The sequence below is a fragment of the uncultured Pseudoramibacter sp. genome, assembly GCF_903789625.1.
Classification (GTDB): Bacteria; Bacillota; Clostridia; order Eubacteriales; family Eubacteriaceae; genus Pseudoramibacter; species Pseudoramibacter fermentans.
Map to the genome: position 1 here is coordinate 1 of NZ_CAIFFF010000021.1, position 20,105 is coordinate 20,105.

The 20,105-nt window shown below is 38.8% G+C and carries 23 protein-coding genes and 5 tRNA genes; all 28 read left to right on the top strand.

Annotation, left to right across the window (positions count from 1 at the left end):
* Nucleotides 1-184: 184 nt before the first annotated feature.
* The 28 genes from QZX60_RS08965 (at nt 185) to trmL (ending at nt 20,000) form a co-directional block, all read left to right on the top strand.
* Nucleotides 185-709, top strand: a complete 525-nt coding sequence (locus tag QZX60_RS08965) for an HD domain-containing protein (protein WP_295363959.1) — start codon at nt 185-187, stop codon at nt 707-709.
* 110 nt (nt 710-819) lie between these two features.
* On the top strand, nt 820-1,038 hold the full coding sequence (gene rpmE, locus QZX60_RS08970) for a 50S ribosomal protein L31 (RefSeq protein WP_154576260.1): 219 nt from the start codon (nt 820-822) through the stop codon (nt 1,036-1,038).
* Between the two features lie 46 nt (nt 1,039-1,084).
* On the top strand, nt 1,085-1,942 hold the full coding sequence (gene prmC, locus QZX60_RS08975) for a peptide chain release factor N(5)-glutamine methyltransferase (protein WP_295363963.1): 858 nt from the start codon (nt 1,085-1,087) through the stop codon (nt 1,940-1,942).
* 92 nt (nt 1,943-2,034) lie between these two features.
* Nucleotides 2,035-2,592, top strand: coding sequence for an elongation factor P (gene efp / locus QZX60_RS08980; protein ID WP_295363965.1), 558 nt, complete (start codon nt 2,035-2,037; stop codon nt 2,590-2,592).
* A complete protein-coding gene (locus QZX60_RS08985) occupies nt 2,592-2,870 on the top strand; it encodes a hypothetical protein (protein WP_295363968.1) in 279 nt (92 codons plus the stop codon). Before efp ends, QZX60_RS08985 begins: the two co-directional genes overlap by 1 nt.
* A 14-nt stretch (nt 2,871-2,884) precedes the next feature.
* Nucleotides 2,885-3,229 (top strand): Asp23/Gls24 family envelope stress response protein, encoded by a 345-nt coding sequence (locus QZX60_RS08990; RefSeq protein ID WP_295363971.1) that lies wholly within the window; start codon nt 2,885-2,887, stop codon nt 3,227-3,229.
* Between the two features lie 46 nt (nt 3,230-3,275).
* Nucleotides 3,276-3,728: a transcription antitermination factor NusB gene (gene nusB / locus QZX60_RS08995; protein WP_295363974.1), complete on the top strand. Its 453-nt coding sequence runs from the start codon at nt 3,276-3,278 to the stop codon at nt 3,726-3,728.
* A gap of 16 nt (nt 3,729-3,744) precedes the next feature.
* Nucleotides 3,745-4,704 carry a peptidase M22 gene (locus tag QZX60_RS09000; protein ID WP_295363977.1) on the top strand — a complete coding sequence of 320 codons (960 nt, stop codon included), beginning with the start codon at nt 3,745-3,747 and terminating at the stop codon, nt 4,702-4,704.
* The gene (gene xseA, locus QZX60_RS09005) at nt 4,701-5,930 is read left to right on the top strand and encodes an exodeoxyribonuclease VII large subunit (RefSeq protein WP_295363980.1); all 1,230 of its coding nucleotides are present in this window, start codon (nt 4,701-4,703) and stop codon (nt 5,928-5,930) included. Before QZX60_RS09000 ends, xseA begins: the two co-directional genes overlap by 4 nt.
* On the top strand, nt 5,908-6,165 hold the full coding sequence (gene xseB, locus QZX60_RS09010; RefSeq protein WP_295363982.1) for an exodeoxyribonuclease VII small subunit: 258 nt from the start codon (nt 5,908-5,910) through the stop codon (nt 6,163-6,165). The genes xseA and xseB overlap by 23 nt, the downstream gene beginning before the upstream one ends.
* Nucleotides 6,149-7,051 (top strand): polyprenyl synthetase family protein, encoded by a 903-nt coding sequence (locus QZX60_RS09015; RefSeq protein WP_295363985.1) that lies wholly within the window; start codon nt 6,149-6,151, stop codon nt 7,049-7,051. The genes xseB and QZX60_RS09015 overlap by 17 nt, the downstream gene beginning before the upstream one ends.
* A 92-nt stretch (nt 7,052-7,143) precedes the next feature.
* A complete protein-coding gene (locus tag QZX60_RS09020) occupies nt 7,144-7,434 on the top strand; it encodes an arsenic metallochaperone ArsD family protein (RefSeq protein ID WP_295363988.1) in 291 nt (96 codons plus the stop codon).
* A 162-nt stretch (nt 7,435-7,596) separates the two neighbouring features.
* Entirely contained in the window at nt 7,597-8,442 is an 846-nt protein-coding gene (locus tag QZX60_RS09025) for a fumarate hydratase (protein WP_295363991.1), read from the top strand.
* A complete protein-coding gene (locus QZX60_RS09030; protein WP_295363993.1) occupies nt 8,443-9,027 on the top strand; it encodes a Fe-S-containing hydro-lyase in 585 nt (194 codons plus the stop codon).
* Nucleotides 9,020-10,270, top strand: coding sequence for a pyridoxal phosphate-dependent aminotransferase (locus QZX60_RS09035; protein ID WP_295363996.1), 1,251 nt, complete (start codon nt 9,020-9,022; stop codon nt 10,268-10,270). Before QZX60_RS09030 ends, QZX60_RS09035 begins: the two co-directional genes overlap by 8 nt.
* Before the next feature lie 24 nt (nt 10,271-10,294).
* Nucleotides 10,295-11,308, top strand: coding sequence for a LacI family DNA-binding transcriptional regulator (locus QZX60_RS09040; protein ID WP_295363999.1), 1,014 nt, complete (start codon nt 10,295-10,297; stop codon nt 11,306-11,308).
* Nucleotides 11,309-11,461: 153 nt separating this feature from the next.
* Nucleotides 11,462-11,535 (top strand) — tRNA-Gly (locus QZX60_RS09045).
* A gap of 25 nt (nt 11,536-11,560) precedes the next feature.
* Nucleotides 11,561-11,637 (top strand) — tRNA-Arg (locus QZX60_RS09050).
* A 10-nt stretch (nt 11,638-11,647) separates the two neighbouring features.
* Nucleotides 11,648-11,723, top strand: a tRNA-His gene (locus QZX60_RS09055).
* 11 nt (nt 11,724-11,734) lie between these two features.
* Nucleotides 11,735-11,810 (top strand) — tRNA-Gln (locus QZX60_RS09060).
* Between the two features lie 10 nt (nt 11,811-11,820).
* Nucleotides 11,821-11,896: transfer RNA gene (locus QZX60_RS09065), tRNA-Lys, on the top strand.
* 376 nt (nt 11,897-12,272) lie between these two features.
* Nucleotides 12,273-12,938 (top strand): amino acid ABC transporter permease, encoded by a 666-nt coding sequence (locus tag QZX60_RS09070; RefSeq protein WP_295364002.1) that lies wholly within the window; start codon nt 12,273-12,275, stop codon nt 12,936-12,938.
* A gap of 3 nt (nt 12,939-12,941) precedes the next feature.
* Nucleotides 12,942-13,727 (top strand): amino acid ABC transporter ATP-binding protein, encoded by a 786-nt coding sequence (locus QZX60_RS09075; RefSeq protein WP_295364005.1) that lies wholly within the window; start codon nt 12,942-12,944, stop codon nt 13,725-13,727.
* Between the two features lie 80 nt (nt 13,728-13,807).
* Nucleotides 13,808-14,653: a histidinol-phosphatase gene (locus QZX60_RS09080; protein ID WP_295364008.1), complete on the top strand. Its 846-nt coding sequence runs from the start codon at nt 13,808-13,810 to the stop codon at nt 14,651-14,653.
* Between the two features lie 119 nt (nt 14,654-14,772).
* Complete coding sequence (ppdK, locus tag QZX60_RS09085; RefSeq protein WP_295364011.1) at nt 14,773-17,403, top strand: pyruvate, phosphate dikinase; 2,631 nt, start codon at nt 14,773-14,775, stop codon at nt 17,401-17,403.
* A gap of 170 nt (nt 17,404-17,573) precedes the next feature.
* Complete coding sequence (locus QZX60_RS09090; RefSeq protein WP_295364013.1) at nt 17,574-18,242, top strand: response regulator transcription factor; 669 nt, start codon at nt 17,574-17,576, stop codon at nt 18,240-18,242.
* Between the two features lie 20 nt (nt 18,243-18,262).
* Entirely contained in the window at nt 18,263-19,504 is a 1,242-nt protein-coding gene (locus QZX60_RS09095) for a cell wall metabolism sensor histidine kinase WalK (protein ID WP_295364016.1), read from the top strand.
* A 28-nt stretch (nt 19,505-19,532) separates the two neighbouring features.
* Entirely contained in the window at nt 19,533-20,000 is a 468-nt protein-coding gene (gene trmL / locus QZX60_RS09100; RefSeq protein ID WP_295364019.1) for a tRNA (uridine(34)/cytosine(34)/5-carboxymethylaminomethyluridine(34)-2'-O)-methyltransferase TrmL, read from the top strand.
* Nucleotides 20,001-20,105 lie beyond the last annotated feature (105 nt).

A 20,105-nucleotide genomic window follows, 5' to 3' on the forward strand; every position in this document is an offset into this window, starting at 1 on the left:
TAAAAAAACAAAGCCTAGAGCGTTTCCCTCTAGACTTTGTCGACAGTCTGAAGCAAGCTTTTAAGCTTGCTTTTTTTCTTTTTGGAAATTTTAGTAAATATTAATGCTAATTTCAGAAAAATGGATTATAAATATATCTTAGTGAATTTCAAACGAATCTTAGTGAGGTGGAATATTTATCTATATGAAAAGCATTCGGGAAAAGAAATATTTTAATCAATTTTATTCTATTACATCCGATATTATCAACGATTCAAAATTCCAAACATTAAAACAGCAGCGCCATCATGGTAACGAATTGGGAAGATACGCACATTGTGTCCGTGTTGCTTATTACGCCTATGTCATTGCGAGAAAAATGCATCTCGATAGTTTGTCAACAGCAAGAGGGGCGCTTTTACACGATTATTATTTTGAAGATTGGCGCAAGGTGGAACACAATGAACACGGCATTGATCGAATTCGAAATATGCATGCAGTTGCACATCCCAAACGTGCATTAAGAAATGCGGAAAAAGATTATCATCTTAATAAAAAAGAAGAAAATATGATTTTAAGGCACATGTTCCCGGTAACAGTTACACCGCCAAAATATGCTGAAAGCTGGATCGTTTCATTAGTTGACAAAGGTGTGGCAACTTGCGAATTTGTTCATTCTTTTAAAATGTCATGGACACAGCATCACTCATCACAGCCGGCAAATATATAAATAAATCAATAAAAGTTATTGCATTTCGAATTTTATTTTGATATACTAAAAAAGTTGAATTTTAGCTAAAGTTCGATCTTAAATATGCAAATGAGAAAGAGGTGAATACGATGAAAGAAGGCATCCACCCAAAATATGGTAAGGCCATTGTAAAATGCGCTTGTGGCAATACTTTTGAAACTGGTTCCACAAAACCGGAACTGCGTGTTGAAATTTGCTCAGCTTGTCATCCATTCTATACGGGTAAACAGAAATTAGTCGATTCTGGCGGACGAGTTGAAAGATTTAAGAAGAAATACGCTAAAGTATTAAATAACGAAGAAAAATAAGTCGGTAAACCGGCTTATTTTTTTGTTTAATTGTAGTTAAAATAAAATGAAAAGTGAAACATATGAACAGGCACTTCGCCGAGGAACAGAGATCTTGAAACAAAGCAAAATTCCTGAGCCTCGTTTTGAAGCAGAGTTATTTCTGTCCTACGTGCTGGACAAGAGTCGTATTCATTTGCTTATTGATCAAAATTTAGAAATGACAGAAGAACAAAAAAAGCGTTACGATCAATGTCTGCTAAAAAGAAGCCATCATCAGCCTTACGCTCAAATTGTGGGCAAAAAAGAATTCATGGGCTTAGATTTTATTGTGACACCGGATGTGTTGATTCCTCGCCCTGATACTGAAAATATTGTAGAAAATGCACTGCAGGTTTTAAAAGCAATGCCACAGCAAAAGGTTCGCGTCCTAGATTTGTGCTGTGGGTCGGGAGCGATTGGCATTGCGATTGCACACTATGAAAAAAAAGCAGTAGTGACTGGCGCGGATTTGTCAGTTGATGCGTTAAAAATAGCAAAAGCGAATGCACAAAGGAACCGAACAGACATCTCGTTGATTCAGAGTGATTTGTTTCAGAATCTCTCTGAGTTATACGACTTGATTGTAACCAATCCACCTTATATTCCGACACGGGAAATTGATGAGTTATCTTCAGATGTCAAAGACTTTGAGCCGAAGATGGCACTCGATGGCGGAGAAACTGGATTGGATTTTTATCAAAGCATATTTTTAAAGGCTTCTGATTATTTGACACCGGGCGGCATGATTATCTGCGAATGCGGTTGGAATCAAGTCAATGAGATTACGTGTATAGCAAAAAATTATGATTTCAGCGTTCAAAAAGTCATCCGGGACTTATCAGGCTTAGACAGAGGGGTAGTTTGCAGGAGCTTAAGTCATTGAACAAAAATATCAGGTGTGATAAAATACTAAATAATCATTATTAATATAGAACGAAATAGAAAATTGTTTTCTATAATGGAGGTATAACGGATATGATATCAGCAGGTGAATTTAAAAAAGGCGTTACATTTGTAATGGACGGACAGGTTTATGTGGTTGTCGAATTTCAGCACGTTAAACCTGGTAAAGGTGCAGCATTTGTCAGAACAAAGATCCGCAACGTGATTTCTGGAGCAGTCACTGAAACCACTTTCTCACCAAATGAAAAATTTGAACGTGCCCATATTGATACAAAAGAAATGCAGTATCTTTATGCGGACGGTGATCTGTATTATTTCATGGATCTCGAATCTTATGAACAGATTCCGATCGAATACGACAAAGTGAAAGATGCTTTACAGTACTTAAAAGAAAACGACAATGCGACCATTCGATTCTTTAAGGGCGAACCTTTTGAAGTCAAGGCACCGAACTTCGTGACATTGAAAGTCACACAAACCGAACCGGGTTTTAAAGGAGATACTGCGACAGGGGCAAACAAACCGTGTACAGTTGAAACGGGCGCCCAGATTACGGTTCCCTTGTTTGTTAACGAAGGGGATACCATTCGTGTCGACACACGGACTGGCGAATACATGGAACGTGTTTAATGGACGACCATACAAAAACAGCGATTGAAGAACTGGCAAAGCGTATAGATGATTTAGAGCGTCGGGTCGCTGAGTTGGAAAACACGGTGGAAGCGTGTCATCATGATGAAGAAGATGATTATTACGAAGTCACCTGTGCGAATTGCGGACATACCTTCATTGCAAATTTTGAAGATTTCGCTGAGGATCGCGTCATATGTCCTCAGTGTGAAAGTCAATTTCATTTAGACGATGCTACCCTTGAAAAACTTCAGGATCATGACGAACATCATCATTAAAAAGAGGTATGTAAATGGAAGAAAATATTAATACAGCTTCAAACGACATATCAAATGAAATGATATGTTCGATTGCAAGTATGGCAGCTTTGGGTATTGATGGGATCGAAAAAATGTTTATGCGTATTTCTGATGAAATACTCGATGCCATTTATCCTTCGGCTGTTTCTAAAGGTGTTAAAGTTGTAGAAAAAGAAGATGGCTATCAAATCGATCTTCATGTCATTACAAGCCTTGGCATAAAAATTCCAGAAGTTTGTGAAGAAGTACAAAAAAAGGTTAAGGAGTCTGTAGAAATTATGGCGGGCAAACCGGTCTCACAAGTGAACATTCTGGTTAAAGGCTGCGGAAAATATTAAATAAACAAATGAAGCCGCTAGTAAGCGGCTTTTTTAACGGAGAAAAATGAATAAAGAAAAACGTAAATTTGAAAGAGAGCTTGCTTATCGGGCAGTTTTTCAAATTGGATTTGAAGATCGTGGACAATCTGATTTAAAGGCAAAAATTATTGCCACATTAGACAATGGCGCTGGTTTTGCAGATCCAAAAGAAGATTTTCAGCACGACCAATATACGTATGCTCATTTATTAGTAGAAACGGTTATTGACAATTTAGAGACAATTGATTCTGAAATCGAAAAATATCTTCGAGAAGATTGGCGCTTTGATCGCATTCCAAGCGCTGAACTTGCTGCTATGCGTATTGGCGCGGCAGAAATGATGTATTTAGGTCTGCCAATTGAAATTGCAGTGAATGAAGCTGTTGAATTGGCTAAAAAGTATTGTGATGAAAAATCATATCGGTATATCAATGGCATATTGAATAATTTAGGTAAACATCTTTCAAATAAAAATTAGCTGACTGAGGCAATCTATGTTTATAGGAATTGATACAAGTAATTATACGTCATCTGTTGCGGTTGTGGATACGAGAAATGGGATCGTAGCTGATCAACGAAAAGTTTTGCCAGTTAAGAAAGGGCAGAGAGGATTGCGGCAGTCTGAAGCTGTTTTTGAACATATCCGCAATATCCCAGAACTGACGGCACGTTTTGCGTCAATTCCAGAGATGAAAAATAACGTCAGGGCGGTTGGCGTCTCGGTTTCACCAAGACCTCAAGAAGGATCTTATATGCCAGTTTTCCGTGTGGGATACGCTGTTGCCAAATCATATGCCGATTTGTTACAGGTCCCATTATATTGTTTTAGCCATCAGGAAGGCCATATCCGAGCAGCATTAATTGAAAATGAAGATGCTTGCGAAAAATTAAACAAACCTTTTTTAGCAGTTCATTTATCTGGAGGCACCTCTGAAATTGTGGTAGTTGACCCGCAGACCCACACCAATCGGATTGTCGGGAAGACGTTGGATTTAAATGCAGGACAATTGATTGATCGAACTGGTGTCGCAATGGGCTGCTCTTTTCCAGCAGGTAAAGAATTGGAAAAACTGGCATTGACGTCTAATCAACACGAAATTAAAATCGCTTCACGACTTGATGGATGTGATTTTCACTTTTCTGGTCAGGAAAATCAGATTCATCAATTAATTGATGATGGAATGCCGTTTTCGGAAATTGCATATGCTTTGTTTGAATGTATCGGCAGAACCATTGGACGTGCTATCAATATCTTATGCGATCAATTAGACATAGAAGTTGCTGTGTTTTCGGGAGGTGTGATGGCCAATCGTATCGTAAAAGAAACGATACGAAAGCGAATGAAACGTCAATACCGTGCTATATTTGCCAAACCACAATATGCCACGGATAACGGCGTAGGGTGCGCTTTTTTAACAAAGGAAATGTTTAATCAACAGGAGAAGATCAATTGATTCGCAGACACTTAAGCGTTACACAGGTAAACCACTTTGTAAAAAGTGTGATTTCCACGAATAGTCTGCTGAAAAATGTCGATATCGAAGGTGAAATTTCTAATTTCAAGGCATATTATAGCGGTCATCTATATTTTTCTTTAAAAGATGAGGAAAGCAGAATTTCCTGTGTCATGTTTTCTTATCAAGCTGCACATCTCTCTTTTCTTCCGTCAGATGGCATGCACGTGATTTGCCATGGATCAATTGACGTTTACGAAAAAAACGGGCAGTATCAATTATACATAAATTCGATGGAACCGGCTGGTGTCGGAGAATTATTTGTATCTCTGCAAAAACTAAAAAATCAGTTAGAAAAGCTGGGGTATTTTGATTCTAAACGAAAAAAAAGACTACCTCCAAATATTCATACAGTGGGCGTTGTAACTTCTGGGAAAGGAGCGGCCGTTCATGATATCCTTTCCACTATTCGGAGGAGAAATGCCAGCATTAATATTATTTTTTTCCCGTCTAAAGTACAGGGAGAAAATGCAGCTGAGGAAATTGCAGAGGGAATCCGCTGTCTGAATCAAAGAGATGATATTGATGTAATTATTGTGGGCAGAGGCGGCGGATCAATTGAAGATCTTTGGGCATTTAATGAAAGAAAAGTCGCAGATGCGATTTACAACGCAGCGAAGCCTATTATCTCTGCGGTTGGGCACGAAACAGATGTAACCATTGCAGATCTTGTGGCTGATATTCGTGCGGCCACGCCAACAGCTGCTGGCGAATTAGTTGCGGAAGATCGAACCTATCAAATTAAAAAAATTACACAGATAGAAAACGATATTGAGTATGCATTTAACCGACAAATTCAAAACCATCGCAAACAGATACAGTATTATCAAAGAATGATTGGGATCAACAATCCAAGAAAGAAAATCAAGGTACAAAATATTCAACTCAATCAATTATTTCATCAATTTCAGTTGTTGATTCAGAAAAAAATATTATCGGCGCAAACGCAGACTCAGCTTATTCGAAAACAATTGCATTTGCTCAATCCAAATCAGGTACTGGAACGCGGCTACGCAATTGTTTTTTCGCCTAATAGAACGGTTGTCGAGACGGCAGATAAAGCGGCTCAGTTTGATCGATTGATGCTCAAATTTAATGATGGCGAAGTGAGTGTGCGGCTCGATCAGGAAAGAGAGAATAAACATGGCACGAAAGAAAACATTTGATGAAAAAATGTCAAGACTAGAAGAAATTGTAGCAGAAATGAACAGCGATCAGCTTAGTCTTGAAAAATCTGTTAAACTTTACGAAGAGGGAATGACTCTATTAAAAAAATGCGAAAATGATCTAAAGTCAGCAGAAGGGAAAATTGCGTTATTAACAAAAGATCAGTCTGGTCATTCTGAATTAGAAGAAATAACAGAAAAAGATTTGGAGGAATCTCATGAATCAAGACTTTAAAAATACTTTAGAAACAATGGCGAAGGACGTCGAAAACGATTTGCTCGTTTGCTTTGAAAAACCATTTGATGCGCCTGCTATTATCGTCTCAGCCATGAAATACAGTTTATTTGCCGGGGGGAAAAGAATACGGCCAGTGCTCATGCGGAAGACTTGTGAATTATTCGGAGGCGATGTCGAAAATGTCCGCGCTTTATCGTGTGCCATTGAAATGATTCACACATATTCTTTGATCCATGATGATTTGCCGGCGATGGATGACGATGACCTGCGCAGGGGGCAGCCTTCTAATCATAAAGTTTATGGCGAAGATATCGCTATATTAGCGGGAGATGCCTTGCTCAATTACGCGGTAGAAACGGCAGTTGACGGATTGCAGAGATTGCCTGCTCAGCAGCAGAGCAATGGCATTCAGGCTTTGAAAATATTAATGCAGGCTTCGGGTGTAGGCGGTATGATTGGTGGACAAGTTGGTGATGTGTTAGCTGAAGACGATGATGAAATGAATGCAGAAAAATTAAAATATATCCACTCTCATAAAACAGGTGCGATGTTAACGGCGGCATTGCTCTGCGGTGCAGTAATGGCAAATGCGGATTCAGAGTCTTTAGAATGGATGCGACAATACGGAGAAGCAATTGGAACGGCCTTTCAAATTGTTGACGATATACTCGATGTCACGTCAGATACGGAGGTGCTTGGAAAACCTGTGGGCAGCGATCAGGAAGAACATAAAACCACAATGGTTTCTCTCTATGGGTTAAAAAGCGCTCAGGAAAAAGTAGAAGAGTATCATCGTACTGCAATAGAAGCTTTGTCAAATCTTTCTATTGATACTTCATTTTATATTCAGATGGCAGATTTTGTGTGCAATCGTGTCTATTGAAATAATAGTGAAAAGATGTGACAAAAAAATACCAAGCAATTTTAATAAAATTATGTTAAATTAACAGTAGATTATACGAAGGGGTTGGTCAGATGTGTACAATAAATATTTATAATCCCATTGATGTTGATTTAAAATCTCAACAGGCATTAGCTATTCAAGTGATTGTTAAAGATTTGAAACGTCAAGGCATTGATATTCATTTGCGGAATTTTTCACAAGATCAATCTCAATACACAAACGGGCCGGTAGAGCGTGTACTGTTAACAGATGGTCCAGATGCTTTTCCGGTTACTGTTGTTGATGGTGAAATTTTTCAGAAAGATACGTATCCGGACTATTATGAATTGTTGAAGTGGAGTGGTGCGGATCACGAATCGTGATGTGTACTCAGACTGCGTTGAATGACGCAGTCTTTTTTTATGTAATAATAAATTTTCATCACGATAAAAAAGATGAAAAATTTTCAAAAAACCGAATGAAAGCCTTTAAAGCTATGCTATAATATTAATGTAAAATCTTTTGAAAGGATCAAATGAAATACTGTGAAAAATATTCAGGCAAAAGATATTACAGAAGCAGTCGCCCAACTGTGTATTGAAATTAATGCGAAGTTGGCAGACGATATTGATCATTCCCTTAAAAAGGCGCAGCGAAAGGAATCTTATCCCTTAGCTGAAAATATATTGTCTGTGATCAATGAGAACCGGGAACTCGCGTTAAACTGCCAGCGGCCTATTTGTCAAGACACAGGTATGGTGGTTGTGTTTGTTCAGTATGGCCAAGAGATACATATTGAGGGCGGCAGCCTTGAAAATGCGATTCAAGCTGGCGTTAAAAAAGGGTATTGTCAAGGCTATATGAGAAAGTCGATTGTATCGGATCCGTTAATTCGGGACGAAAATACAAACGACAATACACCGGCTGTTATTCATTATCAGATTACTGAAGGAGACAATCTCAAAATTTCGGTTATGGCTAAAGGTTTTGGCAGTGAAAATACCAGTGCTCTAAAAATGCTCAAGCCATCTGATGGCATAGATGGCGCTCAGGATTTTATTGTTAAAACGATACAAAACGGAGCGCCAAATGCTTGTGCGCCGATTATTGTTGGCGTTGGCGTCGGGGGTGATTTTGAGAAGGCCGCAATCATGTCAAAACAGGCATTGTTGATTCCGCTGGATCAATATAGTGAAAAACCACATTTGCGGTCCATGGAAAAGGCTATTATGCAGACGATTAATGAAACGGGAATTGGTCCCATGGGAATGGGAGGGATGACGACGATGCTCGGCATACACATTCTCGATTATCCAACACATATTGCTGGGCTTCCCGTTGCTGTTAATATCTGCTGTTATGTCGATCGGAGAGGAACGGTGATCTTGTAGATGAAAAAAATCAGAACACCAATTACAGATGATGTTATCAAAGATTTGGTCTGCGGCGAGCAGGTCCTCTTATCTGGAACGATTTACACTGCGAGAGATGCTGCTCATAAACAGATGCTTGAAGATCTTGCCGAGCACAATCCACTGCCTTTCGATGTAAATGGACAAATTATTTTTTACATGGGTCCTTGCCCCGCGGCACCTGGAGAGGTGATTGGACCGGCAGGGCCGACAACTTCGCATAGAATGGATAAATACACGCCTAAGCTGTTGGATTTAGGCTTAAAAGGTATGATAGGAAAAGGCAACCGTACCTCTCCTGTTATTGACAGTATCCGAAAAAATTCAGCTGTATATTTCGCGTGTGTGGGAGGAACCGGAACCCTTTGTGCACGACATATTCAGCATTCAGAAATCATTGCGTATCCGGAATTAGGAACAGAAGCGGTCAGAAAATTGGAAGTTAAAGATTTTCCAATTTTTGTCGCAATAGATGCAAAAGGAAATAATATTTACGACAACGGTCCTAAATTATTTCGTAAATACATAATTGACAATCATATAAATGGAGGAACTTATGAGTAATAGAATGGTCATTTCATCATCGGTTAGAGAAGCTGGCAACGATCCGATTTTTCATATTGCGGAACTGGCAAAGAAAAGAATTGCCGAAGTAGGTCATGAACCTGTAATCAATTCGACAATCGGTTCGTTAATGGACGATGATGGTAATTTAGTTGCATTCGATAGCGTCTATTCAACCTTCCGCAATTTAAAGGATACTGAAATTGCTGCATATGCAAGCATTGCAGGTATTCCTGAATTTTTGGAAAATGTTGTCTATGCCTGCTTTAAACATCATAAACCAGACGGCTACATTGAAGCGGTCGCAACGCCAGGTGGGACAGGCGCAGTCCGAAATGCGATCGCCAATTATAGTGAAATTGGCGATGAAGTTTTAGTTCAGGATTGGCATTGGGCACCGTATGGCACAATCGCTCAAGAAAACCGCAGAAAGATCACAACGTTTGAGCTTTTTGACGAAAATGGCAATTTTAATTTTGAATCTTATGAAAATAAAGTTTTAGAACTTCTTGAAAAGCAAAAACGGATCTTAACGATATTAAATACGCCGGCGCACAATCCAACAGGATATAATATTTCTGACGATGAATGGAAACAGTTGGTTGAATTTTACACCAAAACAGCGAATGAACATCCAGATTGGCGTATTATCGTTCTTTGTGATATTGCTTATATCGATTTTGCAGGGAAGGGTGAAAGTGCCCGCCAGTTCATGGAAATCCTCTCCGGAATGCCGGAAAATGTTCTGCCGCTTTACGCATATTCTGCTTCTAAAGCGATGACAATGTATGGTTTAAGAAACGGCGCACTTTTATGCGTAGCACCGACTCAGGAAATTGCAGATGAATTTAAAGCTTCTTGTTCCTTTTCAAATCGAGGCACCTGGTCAAATGGGACGAGATCAGCGCAAGCGACATTGGCAAAGATTATTTCTAACGATCAATTGAGAGAAGCATACGAAGCTGAACAAGCAGACTGGAGAGATACGCTTCAGACTCGTGCTAAAGCGTTTATGGATTCTGCGAAGGAAGTTGGATTAAAAACATGTACATATCGCGACGGTTTCTTCATTTCTATTCCATGTGAAAATCGAGAAGCGATTAGAGATTATTTAGCTGACCAGAAGAATTTCTTTATTGTCGCATTGAAGAAAGGTCTTCGATTTGCACCGTGTGCAGTTAACGAAGAAAAATGCGGCAGAGCTCCTGCATTAATTAAAGCAGCAATTGATAAATTTGATTAATCATTTAGCAAGTGGAGAAAGCTCATGAAAGTAAAAATTGTTGATGTTGCAAAAGAAGCGAATGTTTCTGTCGCAACCGTTTCGCGTGTCGTCAATAATATCCCTTTAGTCAATGAAGAAACTCGAGAAAGAGTTTTAAAGGCCATTAAAAAAACGGGGTATAAACCTAATGCGATTGCGCGAAGCTTAAAAATTCAAAAAACGAATACTTTAGGTATCATGATCCCAGATATTTTGGATCCATTTTATACCTGGATTGTCCGAGGAGCAGAAGATGTCTGCGGCATATATAATTACAATATTATTTTAAGTGACACAGACTTTAATCCGGAAAAAGAAAAAAAATCGCTCGACGTTTTAGTTGAAAAACAATGTGATGGGATTATTTATGTTGGGAAAAATCTGACAGATGAAATGAGAGATCGATTAACATCTGCTTCCTGTGAAGTGGTGTTAGGCTGTGTGCCCGACGTAACTGGAAAACTTTCTGGTGTATTGATTGACAATGCTTCTGCAGCTTATGATTTGGCTGTAAAGGTAATTGATGCTGGACATCGCGACAATATTATCTTCAGTGATGAAAGTGGCAGTGGTTATATTGTCGAACAACGCCTTGAAGGGATCCAGAAAGCATACAAAGAAAAAGGACTAGAATTTAATCCAGACCGAATTTATCATTGCCTCTCATCTATTTCAGGTGGGTATAACCAAATGAAAGATATTTTGGAAAAAGGAGAAGTTTCTTTTTCAAATGTGTTCTGTTTTAATGATCAAATGGCGTTGGGTGCAATCCGTGCGATCGAAGAAAAGGGCTACAACGTACCTAAGGATTATTCAGTAGCTGGCTTTAACGATTTTTGGATGTCTGAATGGGTCACGCCTAAAATTACGACCATTTCTCAGCCGATGTATGATATAGGCGCAGTTGCGACACGTATGCTGATTAAAATGTGTGAAAAAGAAGAAACCGAAATGAAAACTTTGTACGTTCCTTATGAAGTTAAGGTTCGTGATTCGGTTAAGGGTATTAGTGAATAAGTGTTGATTTGTATAGTGGCAGCTTATTAAGTAGGCTGCCGCTGCCCATCATTTCAATATAATAAAAAATGTATAAAAGGGTATTGACAAAGCGAGAAATTTCACTTATAATTAATTTCGTTCTGTTGCAGAAGTATTTCGCAATGTGAAATTGCGGGTGTAGCTCAGTGGTAGAGCCCTGGCCTTCCAAGCCAGTCGCGAGGGTCCGATTCCCTTCACCCGCTCCAGAAAGTCATTATGGTTGAGGCACGAGCGCCAATAGCTCAGTTGGATAGAGCAACGGCCTTCTAAGCCGTGTGCCCGGGGTTCGAATCCCTGTTGGCGCGCCATTTGCTTGTGGTGGATGTAGTTCAGTTGGTAGAGCGCCAGATTGTGGTTCTGGTTGTCGGGGGTTCGAGTCCCTTCATCCACCCCATTTTTTTATTTAGGGGTATGGCCAAGTGGTTAAGGCACCAGACTTTGACTCTGGAATTCGCAGGTTCGACTCCTGCTACCCCTGCCATAACGAATCTGATCCATTAGCTCAGTTGGTAGAGCATCTGACTTTTAATCAGGGTGTCCGGGGTTCAAATCCCCGATGGATCACCATTGTAAAATCGCACCGAATTCTTTTAGAGATTCGGTGCTTTTTTCTTTTTATAAAAGTTTATTCAAAAATAGCCCTAAATATTTAATCCTATGTTATAATTATAAAAACAAGAAGGATAAATAATGATTTTAGCAAAGAGGCTGTCTTCCACAAGAGGGCAGTCTCTTTTTTAAAGATATTAGAGATACAAAATTAAAGAATAAGGTGATAATAATGTTTAAATAATTCAATTGCGTTATTTGATATAAAGAGCGCGGATTTAACCATAAATACGGCTCTTATAATAAAATTTTAAGTTGATAATCAAAAATGTGTATCGTATAATTATACCGTTCATTATTGTTTTTTAATTAATTAGGAAGTGAGGAGTTTTATTTGTTAACTTCAGCTCAAGGATGGGAAATTTTTCATGGCACAATTTTGACCATTGAAATTGCCTTGGTCGCACTTTTCTTTGGTGTGGTATTAGGTATCATTGTTGCGTTAGGACGTATTTCCCACAACAAAGTTGCAAAAGCAATCACATGGTTTTACGTTTGGTTTTTCCGTGGAACACCATTGCTGCTGCAGCTATTTATGATTTATTTTGCAGTTCCAATCATTTATTTAAATGTAACAGGAAGTACATTGGTTGTAGATCCGATGCTGTGCGCTTTTATTACATTTTCTTTGAATTCCACCGCATATATGGCAGAAATTATTCGTGCAGCGATAGAATCTATTCCAGAAGGGCAAATGGAAGCAGCAAAGGCTCTTGGGATGAACTATCATCAAGCAATGCGGAAAATCATCATCCCACAGACGTTCAAACGCCTTGTGGCACCGCTGGGTAACGAATTGATCATGTTATTGAAAGATACGTCATTGGTTTCAACAATTGCTCTTTTTGATGTTTTGAGAACAGTTAAAACAATGGCCACGTCAACAGGGAATTGGGTCTATTATTTATATGCGGCGGCAATATACTTGTTCTTAACGACAATTCTGCAGGTGCTTTTCGACCATCTGGAAAAACGTTTCGGCGCGTATGAAAAGAGGTAAGAGATGGCTACAACAAATCAAACCAATAGTGAAACGATGGTCGAAGTTCGTAATATTACGAAATATTTCGGCGATTTAAAAGTCTTAAAAGGTGTTAACTTTAAAGTCAATCGTGGCGAAGTTGTATGTATTCTCGGACCATCCGGCTCTGGGAAAAGTACTATGCTGCGCTGTTTAAATCAGCTTGAACGCATTACCGATGGTGAAATATACATTGAAGGCGAATTGATGGATAAGCGCAAGAATAACAAAACGATTAACCACATCAATGCAGATCGCCTTCAGCAGCTTCGCTGCGATTTGGGAATGGTATTTCAAAATTTTAATCTGTTTCCGCATTTAAATGTTATTGAAAACGTAACAGTTGCGCCGATTACGGTTTTGAAGGCAAATAAAGAAGAGATCACAAAACGTGGGCTTGAACTGCTGGATATGGTCGGTTTAAAAGATCGGGCTTACGAATATCCAGTCCGCCTGTCTGGTGGTCAGCAGCAGCGCGTCGCTATTGCAAGAGCATTGGCCATGAATCCTAAAATCATGTTGTTTGACGAACCGACTTCAGCTTTAGACCCGGAATTAGTTGGAGATGTCTTAGGAACTATGCGTCAGCTTGCCGACGATGGGATGACGATGATCATCGTGACGCATGAAATTGGATTTGCGCGTGAAGTGGCAGATCGTGTTATTTTTATGGACAATGGCGTCATCTGCGAAGAAGGGACACCTGAACAGGTGATTGACCATCCGCAAGAAGAAAGAACGCAGAGCTTTTTGAAAAAAATTTTGTAAGCTTAGTATTCAAACAAATTAAGACTGTCTTCTTTATAAATTTAATTGAAAGGAGATAGTCTTTTTTAGTGAAATAGAAAATGAAAAAGACAAATTATCATATTCACACAAATTATTGTGACGGAAAAAATTCAATTGAAGAGATGGTTCAAGCTGCTATTTCTAGAGATTTTGATAATATTGGTATTTCTAGTCACGCACCGTTAAAGTATAAAAATGATTGGACGATGCCTGAGAACGCATTGCCGCAATATTTCAAGGAATTAGAGCGAGTTATCAAAAAATATCAGACGCAAATAAAGGTTTATAAGGGCTTAGAAATTGATTATTATCTGGCAAGTCATGATCTTTCACCGTTATGCAAAAAAAATTTAAAAAAATTGGATTATTGGATAGGTAGCATTCATTGTCTGGGCGTAATTAATGACGGAGAAGTCGCATATATAGATGATACGAAGGAAAGTTTAAAAAGGGGAATCGATCAACTCTATGGTGGAGACAGCAAAAAAGCCGTTTGTCAGTATTACGAGGGAATCGGTGAAATGGCAGAGAGTCTCCATCCCGATATTATCGGACACATCGATATCATCAAAAAGAACAATAAAGAATCTTACTTTTTTGATGAATCAGCAGAATGGTATCAAACCGCATGGCATCATGCATTAGAAAAAATAAAAAAGTCTGGATCTATATTAGAAATCAATACTGGAGGCGCCTTTCGATATGGTATGCGCTGTATGTATCCGAGCGAAGCCATTTTGAAGGAAGCGATTCAAATGCAAATTCCGCTAACCGTCAATACAGACGCACATTGCCCAGAAGCGATGGATTTTTTAATCAACGAATCACTTCGATATTTATCCAACCATGGACAAGATACAGTAATGGTTTATAACGGAAAAGACTGGTTTTCTCAAAAAATATAAATACATGTTTATTTTTTCCATATTTTGGTTTTTTTTCAAAAAATTTAATGGTATACTAATGTCTAGAAAATTTAAACCTTATATGAGTTAATCACGATTAGGATTTAGGAGGTTAATTTATGAGTAAATGGGTGTATTTATTTACCGAAGGTAATGCTAACATGCGTGAACTTCTCGGTGGTAAAGGCGCAAACCTTGCAGAAATGACTAATTTAGGTCTGCCAGTTCCACAGGGATTTACAATCACGACAGAAGCATGTACACAGTATTATGAAGATGGTAAACAAATCAATGATGAAATCATCGGACAAATCAAAGATTACATGAAGAAGCTGGAAGAAATTACCGGCAAGAAATTCGGTGATAAGGAAAATCCATTATTGGTTTCTGTTCGTTCAGGTGCGAGAGCATCAATGCCTGGGATGATGGATACCATCTTAAACTTAGGGCTGAACGAAGATGTTGTAGAAGCGATTGCAGCAAAATCGGGGAATCCACGTTGGGCATGGGACTGCTATAGAAGATTTATTCAGATGTTCTCAGACGTGGTTATGGAAGTTGGGAAGAAATACTTCGAAACCCTGATCGATAAAATGAAGGCAGATCGCGGTGTCAAACAGGATGTCGACTTGAATGCTGACGATCTGAAAGAACTCGCAAACCAGTTCAAGGCTGAATACAAAAAACAGCTTGGACAAGATTTCCCAGAAGATCCAGAAACACAATTAATTGAAGCGGTCAAAGCCGTATTCCGTTCATGGGATAATCCGAGAGCCAATGTCTATCGCCGCGACAACGATATTCCATATTCATGGGGGACCGCTGTAAACGTTCAGGAAATGGTCTTTGGTAACATGGGCGAATCTTCCGGTTCAGGTGTTGCCTTTACGCGAGATCCTGCAACAGGGGAAAACAAATTCTACGCCGAAGTTTTGATGAACGCACAAGGCGAAGACGTTGTTGCTGGTGTTCGTACACCAATGAAGATTGATGCAATCAAAGAAAAATTGCCAAAAATCTATGATCAGCTTCTCAGCATTGCAAATACGCTGGAAGATCATTACCGTGATATGCAGGACATGGAATTTACCATTGAAGAAGGTAAATTATTTATGCTCCAGACCCGTAACGGTAAGAGAACAGCAAAAGCCGCTTTGAAGATTGCCAATGATTTAGTTAAAGAAGGCAAAATCGATAAGAAAAAGGCTGTCCTCGACGTTGAACCGAGAAACCTGGATACCTTGCTCCACGGTTCATTCGTTAAGTCTGAATTAGATAAAGCAGAACTGATTGGTAAAGGCCTCCCAGCTGCACCTGGTGCTGCAAGTGGTAAAATCGTCTTTACTGCAGAAGATGCTAAAGAAGCAGCAGCTGATGGCGAAAAGGTTGTTTTGGTCCGCCTCGAAACTTCACCGGAAGACATCGAAGGGATGAAGGCTGCACAAGGGATCCTGACCGCTCGCGGCGGTATGACATCTCACGCTGCTGTTGTTGCTCGTGGTATGGGCAGCTGCTGTGTCGCAGGATGCTCTGCAATTGAAATGGATGAAGCTAATCGCACATTTAAGTTGGGTGGCCACACCTATTCAGAAGGCGATGTGATTTCTTTCGACGGCTCGACAGGGAATATCTACGATGGACCGTTAGATGTTCAAGAAGGTTCTATCGATGATGAAGATTTTGCTACCATTATGGAATGGGCAGATGAATTCAGAACCATGCAGGTTAGAACTAATGCGGATACACCTGAAGATGCAGCAAAGGCTGTTGAATTAGGTGCAGAAGGTATCGGTCTCTGCCGTACTGAACATATGTTCTTCCAGGGCGATCGTATCGATGCATTTAGAGAAATGATTTGCTCTGATACTGTTGAAGAAAGAGAAGAAGCTCTTGATAAGATTCTGCCACTGCAGCAGGGTGACTTTGAAAAATTATTCGAAACTTTGGCTGGCCGTCCAGTAACCATTCGTTTCTTAGATCCACCATTGCATGAATTTGTTCCGACAACAGAAGAAGAAATTCAAAAGGTTGCGGACGCAAAGGGCAAAACCGTTGAACAGATCAAAGCGATCATCAGCAGTTTACACGAATTCAACCCAATGATGGGCCACCGTGGATGCCGTCTGACAGTTACATATCCAGAAATTGGTGTCATGCAAACAAAAGCAGTCATCCGTGCGGCATTGAATGTTCAGAAAGCACATCCGGAATGGACAATTGTTCCGGAAATCATGATTCCTTTGGTCGGCGAAGTCAAAGAAATGAAATTCGTCAAAGATATTGTCGTTAAGACAGCAGACGCTGAATTAAAGGCAGCTGGTTCTGACATGCAATACAAGGTTGGGACAATGATTGAAATTCCGCGTGCTTGCTTAACTGCTGATGAAATTGCTAAAGAAGCTGAATTCTTCTGCTTCGGAACCAATGACTTGACTCAAATGACATTCGGGTTCTCACGTGATGATGCGGGTAAATTCCTGAATTCATACTATGACAATAAGATTTATGAAAATGACCCATTCTCAAGACTTGATCAAGATGGTGTAGGTCAACTTATGAAGATGGCGGTTAAAAAAGGTAAAGCTACTCGTGCTGATCTTCACTGCGGCATTTGTGGTGAACATGGCGGCGACCCGACATCTGTTGAGTTCTGTAATTCATTAGGTCTGGATTATGTTTCTTGCTCACCGTTTAGAGTTCCAATTGCAAGACTTGCCGCAGCACAAGCAGCAATTAAACAGAATGCATAATTTTGATTGAAACTTTGTTTTCACGCCAGCAGATTATTCTGCTGGCTTTTTTATGTATGTAAGAAAGACTGGTAGGACGATCGACTAGATAAAAAATGTGTATTATCCATTCAAACAAAATTAAGACAGAATAGATATAATCGTTCATAAAATTGTATGAGGTGATTGTAATGCGAATTTTATTTATAGAAGATGAAAAGAAAATAACGGATGCATTAAAAGAACTGTGTCGAATCCAAAATATAGATTGTGACGTTGCAAATGATGGCGAAGAAGGACTCCTTTTTGCATTAAATCCGATTTATGATGTGATTGTTTTAGACATCATGCTGCCGGGAAAAAATGGTTTGGAAATATTAAAAGAAGTGCGAGATCATGACATTACAACACCGATTTTGCTGTTGACAGCAAAAGGCACTGTTGATGATAAAGTTAAGGGTCTTGATTTAGGTGCGGATGATTATTTGGTCAAACCTTTTTCTGCAAAGGAACTTTTTGCAAGAATTCGTGCTTTAAGCAGAAGACCTGACAATGAAATAAAAGGGGAATGCATTGATTTCGAAGATGTTTCGTTTAACACAAAGAAAAATACTTTAATTACGAAATCAAATGAATACAAATTATCTGTAAAAGAATCAAAAATTTTGGAAATGCTGATCAAACGTCCAAATCAAGTTTTCACGAGAGAACAAATTTTAGACCGTGTCTGGGGATTTGATAAAGAAGTGAATGAAAATAACATCGAAATTTATGTCCATAACTTGAGAAAGAAATTAGCGGATACAAATGTAAAAATTGACACCATTCGAGGCGTTGGATATACGATGGGCAAGCGTTAATAAGGCTGTAGGAGACGTCAATGTTTAGAGAAATTAAAAAGCAGATCACGCTTTTTAATATATTAATTTTAATTGTCTTTTTAGTTTTTTTTATTGCACTTCTCATGTTCATGTGGAGATGGACGTACGTTAATTTCAGTGAACGTTTTTTAGTCCAAACAGCCCAGAATATTATTAACAGCGAAAAATACGAAACAAGAAAAAACACGAATTACGATGGTCGTGCCAGCAATTATGAATTTATCCTATGGGATGGAGATCATCATTCTGAACATATGAAAGTTTTTAACGATTCCTTGATTCTCAGAGGGCATGAACTTCTTCAAGACACGAAGTTTAATAAAACATTTCGCACGTTTGAAACCAATTATATTACTTATCGTGTTTATTCAAAACGATTTAAAAAAGATAATGAAGTCAAAACGCTGCAGGTTTTTCAACAAATCAGCAATGAACAAAATTTTACGCAGACCGTATTTGTTATTTTGTTATTTTTTGGTTCCGCAGGGATTTTAATATTGATTCCTATCAGTTATTTTTTAGCTGGTAAATCGCTTCAGCCTGTTAAAACATCCTACGAAAATCAGAAAAAATTTATCGCTGATGCTTCCCACGAATTGCGGACACCTTTGACGGTAATTCAGACAAACATTGAAGTGCTGCGGATGAAAGAAGATGAAGTATTATCTGAAAATATCCATTGGCTAAATAATATTGCATCTGAAAGTGAGACCATGTCAAAATTGATCTCAAATTTACTGACCATTGCGCAGGCGGACAATAATCGACTTGTATTTAATAAAAAAGTGTTTGATTTGAGTGCATTGTGTGCAGAAGTGTACGATTTAATGTTTGATTTTGCAAAGCAGCAAGAAATTACTTTAAAAAGCGATATCCAGCAAGATATTGAATATAAAGGTGATGAAGACAAGCTTAAACAAGCCATACGTATTTTAGTCGATAATGCCATAAAGTATACAACTGCACCAGGAACGGTATCGATTAAATTGACAGCAGCCATGCGCTCTATTCAAATTGCAGTGACAGATACTGGTGTGGGTTTGTCTGAAGAAGATAAAAAGAAAATTTTTGAACGCTTTTATCGAGTTGACGATGCCAGGCATCGAGAACAAGGTGGTTTTGGCTTGGGATTAAATATTTGCGATTTAATAGTCAAGCAGCATGGCGGAAAAATAACAATAGATTCTGAATTGGGGAAGGGAAGTACATTTACAATTATTCTTCCAAAATACGCATTGTAGTGATCGATAGAAAGGCTATTTTATTATTATGTTAAATGTTGTTCTTTATGAACCAGAAATTCCACAAAATACCGGCAATATAGCAAGGACTTGTGCGCTCACAGAAACAAAGCTGCATCTAATCGAACCCCTTGGATTTTCAATTAGTGATAAAGCTGTAAAAAGAGCAGGCTTGGATTATTGGAACTTAGTTGATATTTCAGTATATGTTGATTTTGAGACATTTTTAGAAAAAAATAATTATCCACAGCCATATATTTTAACAACTCATGCAACAAAAAATTATGCGGATATAAAATTTCACGATAATGATTTCCTCATGTTTGGAAGAGAAACGGCTGGATTGCCAGATGACATTCATAAGCGCTTTTATGATAGGCGATTTAGAATACCGATGCGGGATCATCCTGAAGCCAGATCACTGAATCTAGCAAATTCTGTCAATATCGTTTTGTACGAAGCATTACGGCAAAATCACTTTTTTGATTTAGTTTAAACAAAAAAGCTGCTATTGCAAATTATTACAATAGCAGCTTTCAGACTGTAGACAAAGTCTAGGGCAAACGCTCTAGGCTTTGTTTTTTTATAGCAGTCAGTCATT

Excerpts from the sequence above, each read along its gene's own strand:
- QZX60_RS09000 (WP_295363977.1), top strand. The coding sequence starts at position 3,745 with ATGTTTATAGGAATTGATACAAGTAATTATACGTCATCTGTTGCGGTT.
- QZX60_RS09075 (WP_295364005.1), top strand. The coding sequence starts at position 12,942 with ATGGCTACAACAAATCAAACCAATAGTGAAACGATGGTCGAAGTTCGT.
- QZX60_RS09020 (WP_295363988.1), top strand. The coding sequence starts at position 7,144 with ATGTGTACAATAAATATTTATAATCCCATTGATGTTGATTTAAAATCT.
- xseB (WP_295363982.1), top strand. The coding sequence starts at position 5,908 with ATGGCACGAAAGAAAACATTTGATGAAAAAATGTCAAGACTAGAAGAA.
- rpmE (WP_154576260.1), top strand. The coding sequence starts at position 820 with ATGAAAGAAGGCATCCACCCAAAATATGGTAAGGCCATTGTAAAATGC.
- ppdK (WP_295364011.1), top strand. The coding sequence starts at position 14,773 with ATGAGTAAATGGGTGTATTTATTTACCGAAGGTAATGCTAACATGCGT.
- QZX60_RS09095 (WP_295364016.1), top strand. The coding sequence starts at position 18,263 with ATGTTTAGAGAAATTAAAAAGCAGATCACGCTTTTTAATATATTAATT.
- prmC (WP_295363963.1), top strand. The coding sequence starts at position 1,085 with ATGAAAAGTGAAACATATGAACAGGCACTTCGCCGAGGAACAGAGATC.
- QZX60_RS08985 (WP_295363968.1), top strand. The coding sequence starts at position 2,592 with ATGGACGACCATACAAAAACAGCGATTGAAGAACTGGCAAAGCGTATA.
- QZX60_RS09030 (WP_295363993.1), top strand. The coding sequence starts at position 8,443 with ATGAAAAAAATCAGAACACCAATTACAGATGATGTTATCAAAGATTTG.
- QZX60_RS08990 (WP_295363971.1), top strand. The coding sequence starts at position 2,885 with ATGGAAGAAAATATTAATACAGCTTCAAACGACATATCAAATGAAATG.
- QZX60_RS09035 (WP_295363996.1), top strand. The coding sequence starts at position 9,020 with ATGAGTAATAGAATGGTCATTTCATCATCGGTTAGAGAAGCTGGCAAC.
- QZX60_RS08965 (WP_295363959.1), top strand. The coding sequence starts at position 185 with ATGAAAAGCATTCGGGAAAAGAAATATTTTAATCAATTTTATTCTATT.
- nusB (WP_295363974.1), top strand. The coding sequence starts at position 3,276 with ATGAATAAAGAAAAACGTAAATTTGAAAGAGAGCTTGCTTATCGGGCA.
- trmL (WP_295364019.1), top strand. The coding sequence starts at position 19,533 with ATGTTAAATGTTGTTCTTTATGAACCAGAAATTCCACAAAATACCGGC.
- QZX60_RS09080 (WP_295364008.1), top strand. The coding sequence starts at position 13,808 with ATGAAAAAGACAAATTATCATATTCACACAAATTATTGTGACGGAAAA.
- QZX60_RS09015 (WP_295363985.1), top strand. The coding sequence starts at position 6,149 with ATGAATCAAGACTTTAAAAATACTTTAGAAACAATGGCGAAGGACGTC.
- QZX60_RS09040 (WP_295363999.1), top strand. The coding sequence starts at position 10,295 with ATGAAAGTAAAAATTGTTGATGTTGCAAAAGAAGCGAATGTTTCTGTC.
- efp (WP_295363965.1), top strand. The coding sequence starts at position 2,035 with ATGATATCAGCAGGTGAATTTAAAAAAGGCGTTACATTTGTAATGGAC.
- QZX60_RS09090 (WP_295364013.1), top strand. The coding sequence starts at position 17,574 with ATGCGAATTTTATTTATAGAAGATGAAAAGAAAATAACGGATGCATTA.